Annotated in this window: 16 protein-coding genes; 8 read left to right on the forward strand and 8 right to left on the reverse strand. The window is 74.1% G+C overall.

Annotated features, from left to right (window positions below; genetic code table 11):
• The first annotated feature begins 352 nt into the window (after positions 1–352).
• The 3 genes from KOV94_RS19645 (at position 353) to KOV94_RS19655 (ending at position 4,123) form a co-directional block, all read left to right on the forward strand.
• Positions 353–826 carry an aromatic ring-opening dioxygenase LigA gene (locus KOV94_RS19645; protein ID WP_124344427.1) on the forward strand — a complete coding sequence of 158 codons (474 nt, stop codon included), beginning with the start codon at positions 353–355 and terminating at the stop codon, positions 824–826.
• 242 nt (positions 827–1,068) lie between these two features.
• Positions 1,069–3,555 carry a glycogen/starch/alpha-glucan phosphorylase gene (locus KOV94_RS19650; protein WP_124342980.1) on the forward strand — a complete coding sequence of 829 codons (2,487 nt, stop codon included), beginning with the start codon at positions 1,069–1,071 and terminating at the stop codon, positions 3,553–3,555.
• Between the two features lie 187 nt (positions 3,556–3,742).
• Positions 3,743–4,123, forward strand: a complete 381-nt coding sequence (locus KOV94_RS19655) for a DUF5997 family protein (protein ID WP_124342989.1) — start codon at positions 3,743–3,745, stop codon at positions 4,121–4,123.
• Positions 4,124–4,228: 105 nt separating this feature from the next.
• Here KOV94_RS19655 and KOV94_RS19660 read toward each other — a convergent pair whose 3' ends face one another.
• The 3 genes from KOV94_RS19660 to KOV94_RS19670 form a co-directional block, all read right to left on the reverse strand.
• The gene (locus KOV94_RS19660) at positions 4,229–5,062 is read right to left on the reverse strand and encodes a substrate-binding domain-containing protein (protein WP_124342981.1); all 834 of its coding nucleotides are present in this window, start codon (positions 5,060–5,062) and stop codon (positions 4,229–4,231) included.
• A complete protein-coding gene (trmB, locus tag KOV94_RS19665) occupies positions 5,059–5,802 on the reverse strand; it encodes a tRNA (guanosine(46)-N7)-methyltransferase TrmB (protein ID WP_218052956.1) in 744 nt (247 codons plus the stop codon). The genes KOV94_RS19660 and trmB overlap by 4 nt, the downstream gene beginning before the upstream one ends.
• A 150-nt stretch (positions 5,803–5,952) precedes the next feature.
• Positions 5,953–6,753 carry a VOC family protein gene (locus KOV94_RS19670; RefSeq protein WP_160142884.1) on the reverse strand — a complete coding sequence of 267 codons (801 nt, stop codon included), beginning with the start codon at positions 6,751–6,753 and terminating at the stop codon, positions 5,953–5,955.
• Positions 6,754–6,838: 85 nt separating this feature from the next.
• Between KOV94_RS19670 and KOV94_RS19675 the strand changes: the two genes are divergently transcribed.
• Together KOV94_RS19675 and KOV94_RS19680 are read left to right on the forward strand one after the other, a co-directional pair.
• Entirely contained in the window at positions 6,839–7,834 is a 996-nt protein-coding gene (locus tag KOV94_RS19675; protein ID WP_218052957.1) for a cation diffusion facilitator family transporter, read from the forward strand.
• 80 nt (positions 7,835–7,914) lie between these two features.
• Positions 7,915–9,252: an ion channel protein gene (locus KOV94_RS19680; protein ID WP_218052958.1), complete on the forward strand. Its 1,338-nt coding sequence runs from the start codon at positions 7,915–7,917 to the stop codon at positions 9,250–9,252.
• A gap of 74 nt (positions 9,253–9,326) precedes the next feature.
• On the opposite strand, the gene KOV94_RS19685 is transcribed toward KOV94_RS19680, so the two are convergent.
• The 3 genes from KOV94_RS19685 to KOV94_RS19695 all read right to left on the reverse strand — a co-directional run bounded on the left by KOV94_RS19685 (position 9,327) and on the right by KOV94_RS19695 (position 11,529).
• Complete coding sequence (locus KOV94_RS19685) at positions 9,327–9,653, reverse strand: hypothetical protein (protein WP_124342986.1); 327 nt, start codon at positions 9,651–9,653, stop codon at positions 9,327–9,329.
• The gene (locus KOV94_RS19690; RefSeq protein ID WP_218052959.1) at positions 9,650–10,642 is read right to left on the reverse strand and encodes an alpha/beta hydrolase; all 993 of its coding nucleotides are present in this window, start codon (positions 10,640–10,642) and stop codon (positions 9,650–9,652) included. The genes KOV94_RS19685 and KOV94_RS19690 overlap by 4 nt, the downstream gene beginning before the upstream one ends.
• Positions 10,643–10,872: 230 nt before the next feature.
• Positions 10,873–11,529, reverse strand: a complete 657-nt coding sequence (locus tag KOV94_RS19695; RefSeq protein WP_218052960.1) for a histidine phosphatase family protein — start codon at positions 11,527–11,529, stop codon at positions 10,873–10,875.
• Between the two features lie 290 nt (positions 11,530–11,819).
• On the opposite strand from KOV94_RS19695, the gene clpB reads away from it, so the two are divergent.
• From clpB to KOV94_RS19710, 3 genes are all read left to right on the forward strand, one after another.
• Positions 11,820–14,420: an ATP-dependent chaperone ClpB gene (gene clpB / locus KOV94_RS19700; protein ID WP_218052961.1), complete on the forward strand. Its 2,601-nt coding sequence runs from the start codon at positions 11,820–11,822 to the stop codon at positions 14,418–14,420.
• Between the two features lie 156 nt (positions 14,421–14,576).
• On the forward strand, positions 14,577–15,626 hold the full coding sequence (locus KOV94_RS19705) for a Gfo/Idh/MocA family protein (RefSeq protein ID WP_218052962.1): 1,050 nt from the start codon (positions 14,577–14,579) through the stop codon (positions 15,624–15,626).
• 94 nt (positions 15,627–15,720) lie between these two features.
• The gene (locus KOV94_RS19710; protein ID WP_218052963.1) at positions 15,721–16,416 is read left to right on the forward strand and encodes a DedA family protein; all 696 of its coding nucleotides are present in this window, start codon (positions 15,721–15,723) and stop codon (positions 16,414–16,416) included.
• A gap of 15 nt (positions 16,417–16,431) precedes the next feature.
• Here the strand turns inward: KOV94_RS19710 and KOV94_RS19715 are convergent, their stop codons facing one another.
• Positions 16,432–17,106, reverse strand: coding sequence for a DUF4190 domain-containing protein (locus tag KOV94_RS19715; RefSeq protein ID WP_124341594.1), 675 nt, complete (start codon positions 17,104–17,106; stop codon positions 16,432–16,434).
• Positions 17,103–18,212, reverse strand: a 1,110-nt coding sequence (locus tag KOV94_RS19720; protein ID WP_218052964.1) for a DUF4190 domain-containing protein, incomplete at its 5' end; no start/stop codon positions are given. The genes KOV94_RS19715 and KOV94_RS19720, both read right to left, overlap by 4 nt.

An 18,212-nucleotide genomic window follows, 5' to 3' on the forward strand; every position in this document is an offset into this window, starting at 1 on the left:
GTCCGCAGTGACCTAAGTCCCGCGTGAACGCCCCGCGGGGGGAGTGGGATTGCGGGCATGGCCCCGGGCAAACCGGCAGGTGCGGCCGGTCGGGGCAGCAGGGGGCACGACGCCGGTGCGTGGGGACGCGCTCCGGCGAGGAGGAGGGCGCGTCCGACCCCCGGTCCCCGCGCGCCCTCCTCCGTGCGCCTGCCCGAAAAAGGGCGGATGACCTGCGGCGACACCGCGAAGAACGTGGGACTTGGGTCCCGTACGTGAAGCAGATGTGAACGCAACGATCTTCATGTGAGCCCGATCGGCTCACCGGATCTGGGGAGATCCGCACTCCGGGGGTACCGAAAGGTCACGAACCATGAGCACCAGCACCGTCACCACCAAGTCGCCGGCCCGTCTGATCGGCCTGATCGTCATGATCCTCGGCGGCGTCTTCCTCGTCGCGGGCGCCGTCACGTGGGGCGCCGTGTCGAGCAACCTGCGCGCCGAGAACATCACGGTCTCGGAGGACGCGGACATGTTCGCGAACCAGATCGTCGACACGCCCTGGGAGGCGTACTCGCAGGCCGCGATCATCAACCACCACGCGCTCGAGGCGTCGGGCGGCAAGACCTACGCCGAGCTGGACCGTGAGGACCCGGTCCGCGCCACGGTGATGAACGGCTCGTTCCTGCGGGCGTCGCTGTTCACCTCGGTCGTCGCCTTCGGTGTCGCGCTCCTCGTCATGGGCGTCGGCGTCACCTTCGGGCTCGTGGGCTGGGCCATCCGTTCGCTCGGCACCGTCGTCGCCGGAACCTCGACGGTCGAGCGGCCGGTGGTGGCCGCGGTCTGACACCGCACGGCGAACCCGCCAGCACGGCGGTGACCCCGCCGCGGTGAGGACCACCGGGAGGCCGGCACCCGACCAGGGGGTGCCGGCCTTCCGCATGCGCGCCGGGCGCCGACCCTCGGGCCGTCCCGCGCGCCCGCTCGACCCCTGCCGGGCCACCCGGACGACCGTCCGGCGGGCCGCGCAGAGTGCCACGACCTGCACCGTCACCGCAACGGTGACCTTCTGGGAGGAGCGCCGCTACCGTGAGTGAGGTGACAGCGAACACCGAACCCGTCGCGACGCGTGAGCGCACTGTCGAGGGCTTCGTGCGGGAGTACCTGCGCGAGCTGAACTTCGGGCAGGGAGTCGACCTCTCCCGTGCGTCCGTCAACGACCAGTACCTCGCGCTGGCCCGTACCGTCCGCCACTACCTCATGGTCCGCTGGCTCGAGACCCTCCGCCGGCAGTCCGAGCTCCAGGCCAAGTCCGTCGCCTACCTGTCCGCGGAGTTCCTGCTGGGGCGCCAGCTCGACAACGCCCTGCTGGCCGCCGACCTCACCGACATCGTCGAGGAGGGGCTCGCGGGCCTCGGCATCAGCCTCGACACGCTGCGCCAGGCCGAGGTCGAGCCCGGTCTCGGCAACGGCGGCCTCGGCCGCCTGGCGGCGTGCTTCATCGACTCGCTCGCCACGATGAACGTCCCGTCGATCGGCTACGGGATCCGCTACGAGTACGGCATCTTCCGTCAGACGTTCGTCGACGGCTGGCAGGTCGAGAAGCCCGACTCGTGGCTCACGCTCGGCTCGCCGTGGGAGTTCCCGCACCCCGAGATGGCCGTCAACGTGAGCTTCGGCGGGACCGTCGAGGACTACGAGGACGACGACGGCACCACCCGGAAGCGCTGGCTCCCGGGCTGGAGCGTGCTCGGCGTCCCGTACAACTACATGGTCCCAGGCTACGGCAACGGCCGCGTCAACACCCTGCGCCTGTGGTCGGCCCGCGCGACGCGCGCGTTCGACCTGGAGATCTTCAACTCGGGCGACTACGCCCAGGCCGTCCGCGCGCAGACGTTCGCCGAGAACATCTCGAAGGTCCTCTACCCCGAGGACTCGACGCCGCAGGGCAAGGAGCTGCGGCTCCAGCAGCAGTACTTCTTCGTCGCGTGCTCGCTCAAGGACTTCGTCGACCAGGTCCTGCCCAAGGACTTCGACCTGACGAACCTGCCCGACCGCATCCACTTCCAGCTCAACGACACGCACCCCGTGATCGCGATCCCCGAGCTCATGCGGATCCTGGTCGACGAGAAGAAGTGGTCCTGGGACGACGCGTGGAGCGTCGTGCGGCAGGTCTTCTCGTACACGTGCCACACGCTGCTGCCCGAGGCGCTCGAGGTGTGGTCCGTCGAGCTGCTCGGCCGGCTCCTGCCGCGACACCTCGAGATCATCTACCGCATCAACGAGCAGTTCCTCGTCGGGCTGCGCGCCGCGTACCCCGACGACGAGCTGCGGGCGCGCCGCATGTCGATCATCGCGGAGTTCCCGGAGCGCGGGATCCGCATGGCGCACCTCGCGACCGTCGCGGCCGTCAAGGTCAACGGTGTCGCGGCGCTGCACTCGCAGCTGCTGCGCGACAAGGTGCTGCACGACTTCGCCGAGTACTACCCCGGCAAGTTCACCAACGTCACCAACGGGATCACGCCGCGCCGGTTCCTGCGGCTGTCCAACCCCGGGCTGTCCGGGCTGGTCACCGAGGTCCTCGGGTCCGAGAAGTGGGTGACCGACCTCGACGAGCTGCGCGCGCTCGAGCCGCTCGCGGAGGACGCCGAGTTCCGCCGGCGGTTCCGCGAGATCAAGGCCGCGAACAAGCGCCGGCTCGTCCACCTGCTCGCCGAGCGCGACGGCATCGTCCTCGACCCCGAGACGATGTTCGACGTCATGGTGAAGCGGCTGCACGAGTACAAGCGCCAGACGCTCAAGCTGCTGCACGTCGTGTCGCTGTACGAGCAGATCACGTCGGGTGCGCTCGACCCGGCCGACGTGACGCCGCGGACGTTCGCGTTCGGTGCCAAGGCCGCCCCGGGGTACCGGATGGCCAAGCAGATCATCGGGCTCATCAACGCGGTCGGCCGGACGGTGAACGCCGACCCCGCGGTCGAGGGGCGGCTCACGGTCGCGTTCCCGGCGAACTACAACGTCACGCTCGCCGAGACGCTCATCCCCGCGGCCGACCTGTCGGAGCAGATCTCGCTCGCCGGCAAGGAGGCGTCCGGCACGGGGAACATGAAGTTCATGCTCAACGGCGCCCTGACGATCGGGACGGACGACGGCGCCAACGTCGAGATCCGCGAGCTCGTCGGCGACGAGAACTTCTTCCTGTTCGGCCTCACCGAGCCGGAGGTGGCGGACGTCGTCGAGCGGGGCTACCACCCGACGTCGTACTACGAGACGAACCCGCAGCTCCGGCACGCGCTCGACCTCGTCGCGTCGGGCGCCTTCTCCGACGGTGACCGCAGCGTGTTCGAGCCCGTCGTCTCCAACCTCCTCCACGAGGACCGCTTCCTGGTGCTCGCGGACTTCCAGGCGTACGCCGACGCGCAGGCCCGCGTCGACGCCGCGTACGCCGACCCGGAGGCCTGGACGCGGTCGGCGATCATCAACGTCGCCCGCGCCGGGTTCTTCTCGTCCGACCGGTCGATGCGCGACTACCTCGACCGCGTCTGGCACGCGGCGCCCGTCGACCCGAGCGCCTGAGCCGGGCCCGACCCGACCGCCCCGTGGGGCCTCGTCGCGACGTGCGGCGGGGCCCCACGGGCGTCTCGGAGGTCACGGGCTCCGCGCGCGTGGGCGGTGCCGTGACGGTGCGCCGCCGTGACGTCGCGGCGTCGCGGGCGCGGGTGGTCGTTAGGGTGGGCGCGTGAGCCCCAAGAAGCCGCAGGAGATGAAGCCGTCGACCGCGGCCGCCAAGCTCGACGTCTACCTCCCCGCGACGCCGCCCGAGTTCCAGGCCGGCCCGGTGACGCGCGACGAGCTCGCCGAGCTCCAGCGCAACCCCCCGCAGTGGCTGGTCGACCTGCGCCGCGACGGGCCGCACCCGCGCACCGTCGTCGCGGGCCGCCTCCGCGTCTCCATCAGCGGCCTCGCGCGCGGCGGCGTCACCGACCCGCTCACGACCGCGCAGATCGACGCCCTGATCGCCGACCCGCCCGAGTGGCTGGTCCGCGAGCGCGCGACGTTCGAGGAGGTCCGCCGCGAGGAGCGGCGCCTGCGCGCGCGCGAGACCGACCGCCGCGCGGAGGCCGCCAAGCGCGCCGAGGACTGACCGTTTCCCACCGTCGCGGTCGAGCTCGTCAGTCCGTGCCGGGCTCGCGTCCTTCGGCCGACGAGCTCGACCCCGGGTGACGAGCCCGGAGAGCGCTGGGCGCCGTCACCGGCCCTGGCGACGGCCCCGGTTCGTCCCGCCGCGCTGCGGACGGCCGGACGACGAGCCGCCCCCGCGCTTGCCCGATGCCCCGCCCCCGCCCGTCTTCCCGGCACGCTTGCCGCCCGACGAGCCCTGCGCCTTCGTGGTCTTCCTGCCGCCCTTCGGCGACCGCCCCGCGGGCTCGGGCGTGCCGCGGCCCCGCGACGACGCGGCGGTGCGGCCGCGGACGATGCCGATGAACTCCTCGGTGAGGTCGTCGTGCGTGTCGGTGCGCCAGGTGAGCGCGACGACGGAGCCGGGGGCGTCGGTGACCGGGCGGGAGACGAGGCCGCGGCGGTGGTGCAGGCGCGCGACGGACAGGGGCAGCAGGACGACGCCGATCCCGGCGGCGACGAGGTCGACGGCGTCGGCGGTGGTCGCGACCGGGCCGCCCGCGAACGGCTCGCCGGGGGCGTCGGTCCAGCCGACCAGGTCGTCGTCGGGGCGGACCACGGTCTCGTCGGCGAGGTCCCCGGGTGCGACCTCCTCGGCGACGGAGAAGACGTGGTCGCGCGCGGCGACGACGACGGTCTCCTCGGTGTAGAGCGGGATCGCGGACAGCGCGTCGCGGTCGACGGGCAGCCGCAGGATCGCGACGTCGGCGTCGCCCGCGCGCAGGGCGGGCTCGGCGTCGGGCGGCTCGACGACGACGAGCTCGAGCGGGACGTCGGCGAGGCGCTCGCGCCACACGCGCAGCCAGCGGTCCGGGTTCACGCCGGGCACGACGAGCACGCGGAACACGCGACCTGCTCCGCCGGTGTCGTCCGCCCCGGGTGTGGCGTGCTCGTCGGCGGTCATCGGGTTCTCCTCATGACGACGTCGCGGACCTCGTGGCCCAGGTCGATCCCGCGCTGCTCGAACTTGGTGACCGGGCGGTGCGCGGGGCGGGCGACGAACCCGTCGGCGGGGTTCTCCAGGCCGGGGTCGGCGGTGAGCACCTCGAGCATCTGGTCGGCGTAGTCGGCCCAGTCGGTCGCGCAGTGCAGGGTGCCGCCGACGCGCAGCCGGGACCGCAGCAGCGCGACGTGCGCGGGCTGCACCAACCGCCGCTTGTGGTGCCGGGCCTTGGGCCACGGGTCGGGGAAGAAGACGTGCACGGCGTCGAGCGTGCCCTCCGGGACGTGCCGGCGCACCAGGTCGAGCGCGTCGCCGTGCGCGACCCGCACGTTGGTCAGGCCCGCACGCTCGACCAGGACCAGCAGGTTCGCGACGCCCGGCAGGTGCGCCTCGACGGCCAGGTAGTCGCGGTCGGGGTCGGCGGCGGCCATGGCGACGGTCGTCTCGCCCATGCCCGACCCGATCTCCAGCACGAGGGGCGCGAACCGCCCGAACAGCGCCGCGATGTCGAGCGACCCGTCGGCGCGCAGCGGCGCCCGGCCGAGCGCGTCGTCGTGCACCGAGAAACCGAACCGCGGCCACAGGTGCGCGAGCGCGCGCTCGCGATCGCGCCCGAGCGTCGCGCGTCGTGGGTGGAACGTGCGCAGCGGCTCGTGGGCTCGCGACGCGACGTGCCGGAACGCGGCGGAGGGCAGGGTCACCCCGCGAGCCTACGGAACCCGCGCCGGTGCTCGTCCTCGTCGCTCCCTGCGAGGGCTGACGGCCGCGCCGCCCGGCGTGCCGGCCCGCGGACCGGCACGCCGAGGGCCCGGCTCGTCGGCAGGCCGGTCCGTCGTCAGGCCGGTCCGTCGTCAGGCCGGTCCGTCGTCAGGCCGGTCGTCGCTCTCCGCGATGAGCGCGAAGACCTCGCCGAACGGGCCGGAGACGATCGACATGCGGCCGTAGGGCGTGTCGGACGGCGGGCTCAGGACGGTGCCGCCGAGGTCGACCGCGCGCTGCGTCGCGGCGTCGGTGTCGGGCGTGCCGAAGTAGAGCGTCCACGCGGCGGGCGTCTCGGGGTCGACCTTGTCGCTGTAGCCCCCGATGCCGCACACGAGCTGCCCGTCGAGCCGCACCGAGGCGTACGTGAACCCGGGGCCGCTCATGTCGTCGGCCGTGAACCCGAACACGTGCTGGTAGAAGGCGAGCGACGCGGGCTGGTCGTGCGACATCACCTCGGTCCACACGATCGCGCCGGGCTCGTCCGTGACGTCCCACCCGGTGTGCCCGTGCGGCTCCCAACCGCCGAACACGGCACCCGTCGGGTCGACGAAGATCGCCATCGACCCGAAGTCGACGATCTCCATGCCCGGCAGCAGCACCTGCCCGCCGGCCTCGGTGACGGCGTCCGTGGTCGCGGCCAGGTCGTCCGTCGCGAGGTACAGGCACCAGGCCGACGGCGGCGCGGGGTCCTCGCCGGTCGGCTCGCCCATCCCGACGACGCGGCGCCCGCCGACGAACGCCTGCGTGTAGCCGCCGACCTCCGGCCCGCCGCGCTCGAACCGCCAGCCCAGCAGCGCGCCGTAGAACGCGATGGCGCGGTCCAGGTCCGGCACGGTGATGTCGGCCCAGGCGGGGGTGCCCGTGGGCCAGCTGCCCCGGTGCGTCGTCATCGGTCCTCCTCGTGGTCGGTGCGTGCCCATCCCACACCGTTCCTCCGGGTCGCACCACGCGAGCGATGGTGCTAGTCACGGACGCATGACGCAGCCGGGTCCGGACGAGCCCGCCGTCGACGTCCTGGGGGTGCCTCAGGAGGCCGAGGACGACGGGCACGGCGAGTCCGCGCTCACCGTCGCGATCGCGCTCGGCGCGAACGTCCTGATCGCGGTCGCGAAGACCGCCGCCGCCGTGATCACGGGCGCCGCGTCGATGCTCGCCGAGGCCGCGCACTCGTGGGCCGACGCGGGCAACGAGGTGTTCCTCCTCATCGCCCAGCGCCGCGCGGCCAGGCCCGCCGACACCTCGCACCCGCTCGGGTACGGCCGCGAGGTGTACGTGTGGTCGCTGTTCGCGGCGATCGGCCTGTTCGCCGTCGGGGCGGGCGTCTCCATCACGCACGGCATCCAGGAGCTGTCGCACCCGGAGCCCGCGTCGGACTTCGGCATCGCCTACGCGGTGCTCGGGGTGTCGCTCGTGCTCGAGGGCGTGTCGTTCGTGCAGGCCTCGCGGCAGGCCAAGCGGGCGGCCGCGCGACGTGACCGCGACCTCGTCGACCACGTCCTCGCGACGTCCGACCCGACGGTCCGCGCGGTCTTCTTCGAGGACGCGGCCGCGATCGTCGGCATCCTCATCGCGACCGGCGGGATCGCCGCGCACCAGGTGACCGGCTCGGCGGTGCCCGACGCGATCGGCTCGATCCTCGTCGGGATCCTCCTGGGCGTCGTCGCCGTCGTGCTCATCGACCGCAACCGCCGCTTCCTCGTCGGGGAGGCGGTCGACCCCGCCCTGCACGCTGCCGCGGTCCACGCGCTCCTGGCGCTGCCCGAGGTCGCACGCGTGACCCAGCTGCGCCTCGAGTTCGTCGGTGCCCGCCAGGTCTACCTCACGGGAGCCGTCGACCTCGACGGGGACCCGGGCGAGACCGAGGCGTCGCACCTGCTCGCGTCGCTCGAGCGTCGGATCTCCGCGACGTCCGGCGTCGTCGGGGCCGTCCTGTCGCTCTCCGAGCCGGAGGAGCCGTCGATCCACGACTGACCGCCGGTCATCCGCGAGGGGTGACGCGCACGACGAGCCGCTCCCGGGACGCTGGGCGGGACGCGGGGACGGGGGTGGCGATGACCGAGCCGACGACCGACTTCCGCGTGCCCGTGCGGCAGCTGCTGAAGCTCACGATCCCGGCTGCCCTGGTGGGCATCCTGTGCGGGCTCCTGCTCATCGGGCTGAGCGCGCTCGCGAAGGTCGTCGAGGACTGGCTCTGGGACGACCTCTCGGGCCTCTTCGGCCTCGACCGCGACTCGCCCGTGTGGATCGTCGTGATCCTCACGCTCACCGGGCTGCTCGTGGGGCTCGTCATCCAGTTCGCGCCCGGGCACGCCGGCCCCGACCCCGCGTCCGCAGGGCTCGTCGAGCCGCCGCTGCCGCCGCGCGTGCTGCCCGGGCTCGCGCTCGCGATGGTCCTCATGCTCGCGGGCGGCGTCAGCCTCGGCCCCGAGAACCCGATCATGGCGATCAACGCCGCGCTGGTCGTGTGGATCGGCGCGCGCGTGGCGGGACGCGTCGGGGTGCCGCAGTGGATGGCGCTGTCGACCGCCGGGACGCTGGGCGCGATGTTCGGCACGCCGCTCGCCGCGGCGCTCATGTTCAGCGAGATGGACCCCGGGGACCGTCGCATCCCGCTGTGGGACCGGCTGTTCGCGCCGCTCGTGTCGTCGTCGACCGGTGCGCTGACCATGCTGCTGCTGTCGGACCTCGACATGGCCATGGACGTGCCCGAGTACCCGGGGCTGCACGTCACGGACCTGGCGATCGCGGTCGCCGTGTCGCTGGGCGCCGCCGCGCTCGGGCTGCTCGCGTCGTACGTCTTCACGCCCCTGCACCGGCTCGTCCACCGCGTCCGGCAGCCCGTCCTGCTGCTCACGCTCGGCGGCCTCGTCCTCGGGCTGCTCGGGGCCGTCGGCGGGTCGATCACGCTGTTCAAGGGCCTCGAGCAGATGAAACAGCTCCCCGGCATGGTCGGCGAGACCACCGCGCTGGGGTTCCTCGCGTTCGCGCTGATCAAGCTCGTCGCGCTGCTCGTCGCGTCGAGCGTCGGGTTCCGCGGCGGGCGGATCTTCCCCGCGACGTTCGTCGGGGTGTCGCTCGGGTTCGCCGTGAGCGTCGCGTTCCCGTCGGTCCCGCCCGCGCTCGCCGTGGGGGCCGCGACCGTCGGCATCATCGTCGCCGCGACCCGCAGCGGGTGGCTGAGCATCTTCCTCGTCGTCGCGATCATCCCGCAGGCCACGCTCATCCCGCCGCTGCTCTTCGCGACGCTCGCGGCCTGGCTGCTCGTCACCAACCGGCCCGAGCTGCGGGCGGCACCGCTCGACGAGCCGACACCCGCCGAGGCCGGCTCGGGGGCGCCGCTCACCCCGCCGGACACCACCGAGGAGCAGGGGTCCGTCGACCGTGCGTGAGCGCCCGTCCGGCCGAGGCCGCCCCCGGGGGCCGACACGACCGGTGACCGCGGACGTCGACCGGCGCGGCCGGCTCAGGCCCCGGCGACCGTCCCACCGTCGACGCCCGCGCGCCACGCCACGACCGCCGCCGTCACGTCCGCCCCGAGCACCCGCGTGAGGTCCCGCGAGCGGTACGGCGACGTCGACGCCGCCGCCAGCGGCGCCGAGTCCTGCACGCGCGCCGCCAGCCGCGTCAGCGCCGACCGACCCTGGTGCTCGTACGCGTCCTGCTCGCCGTCCGTGAGCGCGACCAGCAGCGAGCCGCTGACCGGGCCCTGGCTCACGTGCACGTCGAGCAGCAGCGACCCGTCCGACTCCAGCAGGAACCACGACGACGGCTCGTGGTCGACGACCTTCACGACGCCTCCGGGCGACCGCCCGTCACGCGGTCGAGGAAGCCGACGACCTCCTTGAGGTAGCGCTCGCGGGCCGGCGCCGGCGACAGCGCCAGGTCGTGCGCACCGCCCGGCACCTCGACGAACGTCACGTCCCGTCCGAGGCGCGGGGCGAGCGTGCGGATGTGCGCGACGTCGAGCACCGAGTCCGTCGTGAGCAGCGCGTCGTGCTCGCGGTCGTCGGGCCCGGACGCGTCGGACGCGAGCACCAGCACCGGGACGTGGACGTCGAGCCCGTGCGCGACCCGCCGGTGCCCCGCCCGGATCGCGCGGATGAACCCGGCCCGCGCCGGGAAGCCGTCGTGCGGCTTCCAGGTCAGGTCGAAGTCCCACTCCCCGCCGGTCTCGCTGTGCAGCGCGCGCCCGTAGTGCGGCGCGATGTGCCCGACGACGACGTCCGGTGCGACCCGCCCGACGACCCGCAGCGCCTGCGTGAGCGCGTGTCGTTCGAACCACGACCCCCGCAGGTCGAGCCACGGGCTGTTGAGCACCACCGCGTCGACCGCGCCCGCCCGCCCGTTCGCCCACAGCGCCGCGACCAGCCCGCCCGTCGAGTGCCCGAGCAGCGAGACCGACGCGTACCGCTCGCGCAGCAGCCGCACGGCGGCGTCGATCTCCTCCGCGTACACCGACAGCGCGCGTGCGGCGTTCGGGACGCGGCCCTCGCGGATCGACCGCCCGAAGTCCCGCAGGTCCAGCGCGTGCAGGTCGTACCCGTGCTGGGCGAGCGCGTCGGCGACGTGCGGGTGGAAGAAGTAGTCGACGAACCCGTGCAGGTAGAGCACGGCCCGCTCGCGCCGCGGCCCGTCCCCGGCCAGCGAGCCCGCCGGGCTGACGAGCGTCGCGACCGGGTCGACGCCGCGCGTCGACCGGTGGTCGGGCCGCAGCGGGATCGTCCGGGCGGTCCACCCGTCGCCGAGCACGTCGGGCACGTCGATGACGTCGTCGTCCATGCGCGCGATCCTGCCACCGCTCGCCCGTGGGCCGGCAGCACACGCCGACCAGCCCGCGCGGACCGCAGCGCTCGCCGACCCGGTCGTCACGAACCGCGGCGCGCGCCGACCCGGTCCTCACGAACCGCAGCGCTCTCCGACCCGGTCCTGGATACCGCTGGACGTGCCGAAGCGGTAGCGAGGACCGGGTCGACCGGGCGGGGCAGGTCGGGCAGGTAGGAGGGGGTGCGTCAGGCGACGGACGGGACCGGCGTGGCGGTGCGCATCGGGCGGGCGGCGATGTGGCCCTGGTGCGCGACGTCGAGCGCGAGGCTCGTGATGCGGGCCGTGCCGTCGGCGTCGACCTCGACCGTCGAGACTGACGCGTTGGGCAGCGGCACCAGCCCGACCTCGTCGACCGTGGCCAGGTACGCGCCGAGCGTGAGGCCGTGGCCGACGACGAGCACGTGCCCGTCCTCGTGCTGCGCGGCGATGCGGGCGAAGACGTCGCGCGTGCGGTCCATGAAGTCGCGCGCGTGCTCGCCGCCGGGCAGGCCGGGGTGGCGACCGGCCAGGACCTCGGTCACCAGGTCGGACCACGCGACGACCTCGTCGAGGACGCTCTCGGGCTTCTGCTCGTAGATCCCGAACGCGTACTCCAGCAGCCCGCGGTCGGTACGCAGCGGGATGCCGTCGTGGTGCCGCAGCAGCTCGACGGCCGTGGCGACCGCCCGGCCCGACGGCGAGGACCACGCGGCGGTGAACGGGACGTCGGCGAGGTGCCGTGCGGTGGTGCGCACACCCGCACGGCCGTCACGCGTCAGGGGGGAGTCGCAGCGTCCCTGCAGGACGCGGCGGGCGTTGAAGTGGGTGCGCCCGTGCCGGACGAGCGTCATCGTGAGGGTCATCGGTGCCCTGCTCTCTCCTCGGTGTCGCCCTCGACGCTAGGCACGCGACGTGTCCCCCGGCCGACGGGAGCATGACGCGTCGGCGACGGTTCGTCTCCCCTCTCCCGGTGGCCGAACGCGCCCTCGCGCACGCCTGTGGACTGCGAGACGTGCGTGAGGGCGCGTTCGGCGGGGGTGGCCGCGCGGAGGTCGGCGAGGCAGGGGTGGCTCAGCGAAGTTGAGCGGAATAGACTCAACTTTGGTCGATGTTGAGTCGGGCAGACCCCGATCCCGTCCTGACAGGAGATTCCGTGGACGCCAAGTTCACCACCCGCTCGCAGGAGGCCCTCGGCGACGCCGTCCAGCAGGCGTCGGCGGCCGGCAACCCCCAGCTCGAGCCCGCGCACGTGCTCAACGCCCTGCTCCAGCAGGAGGGCGGCGTCGCGAACGCGCTGCTCGACGCCGTGGGCGCCGACCGCGCCGCGCTGGGTCGCTCGGTGCGCTCGACGCTCGTCGGCCTGCCGTCGTCGGCCGGTCAGACGGTCGCGCAGCCGTCCGCGTCGCGCGCGACCGCCGCGGCGCTCGAGGCCGCGTCCGCCGAGGCGCGCTCGCTGGGCGACGACTACGTCTCGACGGAGCACCTGCTGCTCGGCCTCGCTGCGGGGCAGTCCGGCGTCGCCGACGCCCTGCGCTCCGCCGGTGCCAGCCGCGACGCGCTCGCGGCCGCGCTGCCCAACGTGCGCGGCAACAGCCGCGTGACGAGCCCCAACCCCGAGGGCACGTTCAAGGCGCTCGAGCAGTACGGCATCGACCTGACGCAGCGCGCGCGGGACGGCAAGCTCGACCCGGTGATCGGGCGGGACTCCGAGATCCGCCGCGTCATCCAGGTGCTCAGCAGGCGCACCAAGAACAACCCTGTGCTCATCGGCGAGCCCGGCGTCGGCAAGACGGCCGTCGTCGAGGGGCTCGCGCAGCGCATCGTCGCGGGGGACGTGCCGGAGTCCCTGCGCGGCAAGCGGCTCGTCAGCCTGGACCTCGCGGCGATGGTCGCGGGCGCCAAGTACCGCGGCGAGTTCGAGGAGCGGCTCAAGGCCGTCCTCGCCGAGATCACCGGTGCCGAGGGCGAGGTCGTCACGTTCATCGACGAGCTGCACACCGTCGTCGGCGCGGGCGCCGGCTCCGAGGGCGCGATGGACGCGGGCAACATGCTCAAGCCCATGCTGGCCCGCGGCGAGCTGCGCCTGGTCGGTGCGACCACGCTCGACGAGTACCGGGAGCGCATCGAGAAGGACCCCGCCCTGGAGCGCCGGTTCCAGCAGGTCTTCGTCGGCGAGCCGTCCGTCGAGGACACCGTCGCGATCCTGCGCGGGCTCAAGGAGCGGTACGAGGCGCACCACAAGGTGACGATCTCCGACGCCGCCCTCGTCGCCGCCGCGACCCTGTCCGACCGGTACATCACGGGCCGCCAGCTGCCCGACAAGGCGATCGACCTGGTCGACGAGGCCGCGTCGCGCCTGCGCATGGAGCTCGACTCCTCGCCGGTCGAGATCGACGAGCTGCAGCGCGCCGTCACGCGCCTGGAGATGGAGGAGGTCGTCCTGCAGGAGTCGGACGACCCCGCGTCGCTCGAGCGCCTGGAGCGGCTGCGCAAGGACCTCGCCGATCGTCGCGAGGACCTCGCGTCGCTCACCGCACGCTGGGAGAAGGAGAAGGCCGGGCACAACCTCGTCGGCGACCTCAAGGCGCGGCTCGACACGCTGCGCACCGACGCCGAGCGGCTGCTCCGCGAGGGCTCGCTCGAGGCCGCCGCGCGCCTCCAGTACGGGGAGATCCCGGCGTTGGAGCGTGAGATCGCCGAGGCCGAGGCCAGCGAGGAGACGACCGACGACGAGGTCGCCGCGCAGGGCACGCCGATGATCGCCGACAAGGTCGGGCCCGACGAGGTCGCCGAGGTCGTCGCCGCGTGGACCGGCATCCCCGCGGGCCGGCTGCTGGAGGGCGAGACCGCGAAGCTGCTGCGCATGGAGGACGTGCTCGGCGAGCGGCTCATCGGCCAGCGCACCGCCGTCGCCGCCGTGTCCGACGCGGTCCGCCGCGCTCGGACCGGCATCTCCGACCCCGACCGTCCGACCGGCTCGTTCCTGTTCCTCGGGCCGACCGGAGTCGGCAAGACGGAGCTCGCCAAGGCGCTCGCGGACTTCCTCTTCGACGACGAGCGGGCCATGGTCCGCATCGACATGTCGGAGTACTCCGAGAAGCACTCGGTCGCGCGGCTCGTCGGCGCGCCCCCCGGGTACGTCGGGTACGAGGAGGGCGGCCAGCTCACCGAGGCCGTCCGCCGCCGGCCGTACTCGGTCGTGCTGCTCGACGAGGTCGAGAAGGCGCACCCCGAGGTCTTCGACGTGCTGCTCCAGGTGCTCGACGACGGCCGCCTCACCGACGGCCAGGGCCGCACGGTGGACTTCCGCAACGTCATCCTGGTGCTCACGTCGAACCTCGGGTCGCAGTTCCTCGTCGACCCGCTGCTGTCGGCCGACGCGAAGCGGGACGCCGTCATGGGCGCCGTGCGGACGGCGTTCAAGCCCGAGTTCCTCAACCGGCTCGACGACGTCGTGCTGTTCGACCCGCTGTCGCTCGACGAGATCGGGCACATCGTCGAGCTGCAGGTCGCGTCGCTGGGGCGGCGGCTCGCGGACCGTCGGCTCACGCTCGACGTCACGCCCGCCGCGCGCGAGTGGCTGGCCCTGGAGGGCTACGACCCCGCGTACGGTGCGCGGCCGCTGCGGCGGCTCGTGCAGCGGGAGATCGGCGACCGGCTCGCGCGGTCGCTGCTCGCGGGGGACGTGCACGACGGGCAGACCGTCCGCGTCGACCGCGACGGCGACACCCTCACGGTGACGTCCGCGGCCTGACCCCCGTCGCCGCGGTCCGCCCGCGTGGAAGGTCTGTCGCACCAGGCGTGACAGGCCTTCCACGCCACCGGCGGACGGGGGGTGACGGGCCGGGGCGCGCGGTCTGCCGGGCGGTCGCCGGGGGCTCGTCGCGCGGGCGTCTGGCACGCTGGCCCGATGCCCGCCGACCTGCACCTGCCCGACCCGCGCACGCCCGACCCCGCCGACGCCCCGCCGCTGCGCTGGGGCGTCCTGGCTCCCGGCTACATCGCGGGCCGCTGGGCCACGGCCGTCCGCGAGCACAGCCGTCAGCAGCTCGTCGCCGCCGGGTCGCGGTCCGTCGAGCGGGCGCAGGCGTTCGCCGACGAGCACGGGTTCGAGCATGCGCACGGGTCGTACGAGGCGCTCGTCGGCGACCCCGGGATCGACGCGGTCTACGTCGCGAGCCCGCACAGCCACCACCACGAGCAGGCGCTCCTCGCGCTGCGCGCCGGCAAGCACGTGCTCGTCGAGAAGGCCTTCACGCGCAACGCCGCCGAGGCGCGCGACCTCGTCGACGCCGCGCGCGAGGCCGGCGTGCTGCTCATGGAGGCGATGTGGACGCGGTACCTGCCGCACACGGACGTGCTGCGGCAGCTGCTGGACGACGGCGCACTCGGCGACGTCCACCGCGTCACCGGCGACTTCGCGGTGCGCGCCGAGGTCGACCCCACGCACCGGCTCGTCGACCCGGCGCTCGCGGGCGGCGTGCTGCTCGACCTCGGGGTGTACCCGGTCGCGTTCGCGTCGTTCGTCGCGCGGCACGCGGGTCTCGGCGTCGCACCGTCGGCCGTGCAGGCGACCGGGTCGCTCACGTCGACCGGGGTCGACGCGCAGGTCAGCCTCCAGGTCGCGTACGGCGCGGCGCAGGCGCAGCTCTTCACGTCGATGCTCACCGCGGCGGGCCAGACGACCGCGGTCCACGGCTCGCTCGGCCACGTGCGCGTCGACGAGTCGGCGTACCTGCCGTCCGCGCTCACCGTGACGGTCGGCGACCGCACCGCCCGCTGGGACGCCAACCGCGTCACCGGGTACGGGGGCCTCGCGTTCCAGGCGGCGGCGTTCGCGACCTACGTCGCCGAGGGCCGCACCGACTCGCCGCTGCTGCCGCTGGCCGAGACCGTCCGCATCCTCGAGACCACCGACGAGGCCCGCCGCCAGCTCGGGGTCGTCTACCCCGGCGAGTGACGCCGCACCGGGCGTCCGGGCGTGCGACGAGCGTCACGTCGCCGGCGGCCCGCCCGTCGCGCGCCCGTGCTGGACGGATGACAGCATCGGACCGATGAGGTCCCCCCTGCACCTGGCAGCCGGCATCGCCCCCCATGCCGGTCTCGGGACCGCCACGTCGGAGGCCGAGCTCACGGGCCTCGTCGGGTGGGTCGTGTCCGTGATCGCCGCCCTGGGCCCGATCGGCGTCGGGCTGCTCGTCGCGCTCGAGAACGTCTTCCCGCCGCTGCCGTCCGAGGTCGTGCTGCCCGTCGCCGGGTACGTCGCGAGCCAGGGGCAGATGTCGCTCGTGTGGGCGATCGTCGCCTCGACCCTCGGCTCGCTGGTCGGCGCGTGGGTGCTGTACGGGGTCGGCGCGAGCGTCGGGCGGGTCCGGCTGCGGCGCTGGCTCGGCAAGGTGCCGCTCGTCGAGGTCGAGGACCTCGACCGGTCCGAGGCCTGGTTCGTGCGGCACGGCGGCGCCGCGGTGCTGGTGGGCCGGTGCGTGCCCGTGGTGCGGAGCCTCGTGTCGATCCCGGCGGGCGTCGAGCGGATGCCGCTCGTGCGGTTCAGCGTCTTCACCGTGATCGGGTCGGGCGTCTGGAACGCGGGCCTGATCCTCGCCGGGTACGCGCTCGGTGACCGGTGGGAGGACATCGGGCGGTACAGCGACTGGCTGAACTGGCTGGTCTACGCGATCCTCGCGTGGCTCGTCGGCCGGTTCGTCTGGACGCGCACCCGCCGTCGCCGGACCGTGCCCGACCGCGGCTGACGCCCCGCGCCCGGCTCAGGGGAGCGTCGCCGACCCGTCCAGGAACGACCCGGTCACACCGCCGCCCGCCACCACCGCGAGGCACAGCCCGCGACGGTCCCCGCGCGACCAGCCCTGCTCGGTCGGCGCCCACGTCACCGGTCGCACCCCCGCCGCGGTCTCCGTGTCGTCGAGCACGCACGCCCTCGCGACGCGCGCATCGGCCGCCTGCTGACCCGGCCACACCGCGTTCTCCGCGAAGTCGTACTCCGTGACGACCTGCGCCTCGTGCGGCTGCGCGCACGGCACGACTCGCACGACGTCGACGGACCCGTCGGCGGGCAGCTGCTCGACGCACGTGCCGGTCACGAGCTGCATCGCGTGCGCGTCGCGCGCGGACCCGACGTCGCCCGGCAGCGGACGCGTGGTCTGCGCGGTCACGAACCCGACGACGACGGCCACGACGACGCCGAGCGTCCCCAGCGCGCCGAGCACGACCGCGGCGACCGCCATCCCGCGGCCCCGGGTGCCGTGCGCCGACGTGCGGCGCAGCGCGACGATCCCGAGGACCAGCGCGAGCGGCGCGACGAGCAGCACACCCGCGGCGAGCGCCCAGCCGGCGAGCGGCTCGCGACGTGCGGGGGCGTCCTCCCAGCCCGCGGCGTAGTACGGCTCGGGGTAGTCGTCCCCCGGCCCGAGCGGCTCGTTCAGGAGCCGACCCCCTGCCCGGCGACCTGCAGGTCACCGACGACGATCGAGCCCGTGAGGTCCGGGTCGTCCGCGGTGTACGTGCAGAGCGCCGTCGACCCGCCCGCCTGGTCGAAGTCGTCGGGGTGCGGGTAGTACACGTCCGCGAACCCGCCGACGTCGAACAGGCCCGGTGCGCGCGAGTCGATCGCGGTGAAGCACACGTCGACCGCCGCGTCGTAGGCGGGGTCGTCCACGTCGTCGACGATCGGCCCTTCCAGCTGGACCAGGGCGACGATCTCCGTGCTGTGCGGCTCCGAGCACGGCACCACCTCGGCGTCGCTCATGTCGTACTGGTTCGGGTACTCGGCGAGGCACGTGCCGACCGGCAGGTCCGTCCGCAGGTCCCAGTAGCCGAGGTCCCCGGACGCGTCCGGCCCGGTCTGGCCCTCGTCGACGGTCTCGCCCAGGTCGTCGAGCGCGGCCTGGACGCTGTCGTCCGTGGCGACCCGCGCGAAGAAGACGATGCCCACGACGATGCTGACGACGATCGCCACGGTGCCGATCGCGCCGACGACGATGCCCGCGATCGCGAGACCGCGCCCGTCCTGACCGGTCCGCCGGATGCGGCGGAGCGAGGCGATGCCCAGCCCGAGGCCGACGGGGGACAGCAGGCCTGCGGTGAGCAGCAGGCCACCGGCGCTCGTCGCGATCGAGGCGATGGCGAGCCCGTCCGTCGTCCGGGTCGCCGGGGTGTACCCGGGCTGCTGGCCGTAGGCGCCGTACGCCTGCGGCTGCCCGTAGCCAGGCTGCCCGTAGCCAGGCTGCTGACCGTAGGCGTGCTGCTGGCCGTAGCCCTGCTGCCCGTAGCCGGGCTGGCCGTAGCCGGGCTGCTGGCCGTCGCCGGGCGGGCCGTACCCCGGCTGCTGCCCGTAGCCGGGCTGGCCGTAGCCGGGCTGCTGGCCGTAGGCCGACGGTGGGCCGGACGGCTGCGGCGAACCCTGGCCGGGCTGCTGACCCGCCGGCGGCTGGGCGTACGGCGGCTGGCCGTACGGCTGCGGCGCCGGCGCCGGCTGCCCGTACGGCTGCTGCCCGGAGGGCTGCGGCGCGGGTGCCTGCTGCCCGGACGG

Source organism: Cellulomonas algicola (assembly GCF_019024305.1).
In the GTDB taxonomy this organism is placed as follows: domain Bacteria; phylum Actinomycetota; class Actinomycetes; order Actinomycetales; family Cellulomonadaceae; genus Cellulomonas; species Cellulomonas algicola.

What these genes read in the sequence shown, in the direction of transcription:
- KOV94_RS19645 (WP_124344427.1), top strand. Translation starts at nt 353, where the DNA reads ATGAGCACCAGCACCGTCACCACCAAGTCGCCGGCCCGTCTGATCGGC.
- KOV94_RS19670 (WP_160142884.1), bottom strand. Translation starts at nt 6,753, where the DNA reads ATGACGACGCACCGGGGCAGCTGGCCCACGGGCACCCCCGCCTGGGCC.
- KOV94_RS19710 (WP_218052963.1), top strand. Translation starts at nt 15,721, where the DNA reads ATGAGGTCCCCCCTGCACCTGGCAGCCGGCATCGCCCCCCATGCCGGT.
- KOV94_RS19660 (WP_124342981.1), bottom strand. Translation starts at nt 5,062, where the DNA reads ATGACCGCCGACGAGCACGCCACACCCGGGGCGGACGACACCGGCGGA.
- KOV94_RS19695 (WP_218052960.1), bottom strand. Translation starts at nt 11,529, where the DNA reads ATGACCCTCACGATGACGCTCGTCCGGCACGGGCGCACCCACTTCAAC.
- KOV94_RS19690 (WP_218052959.1), bottom strand. Translation starts at nt 10,642, where the DNA reads ATGGACGACGACGTCATCGACGTGCCCGACGTGCTCGGCGACGGGTGG.
- KOV94_RS19680 (WP_218052958.1), top strand. Translation starts at nt 7,915, where the DNA reads ATGACCGAGCCGACGACCGACTTCCGCGTGCCCGTGCGGCAGCTGCTG.
- KOV94_RS19705 (WP_218052962.1), top strand. Translation starts at nt 14,577, where the DNA reads ATGCCCGCCGACCTGCACCTGCCCGACCCGCGCACGCCCGACCCCGCC.
- KOV94_RS19655 (WP_124342989.1), top strand. Translation starts at nt 3,743, where the DNA reads ATGAAGCCGTCGACCGCGGCCGCCAAGCTCGACGTCTACCTCCCCGCG.
- KOV94_RS19675 (WP_218052957.1), top strand. Translation starts at nt 6,839, where the DNA reads ATGACGCAGCCGGGTCCGGACGAGCCCGCCGTCGACGTCCTGGGGGTG.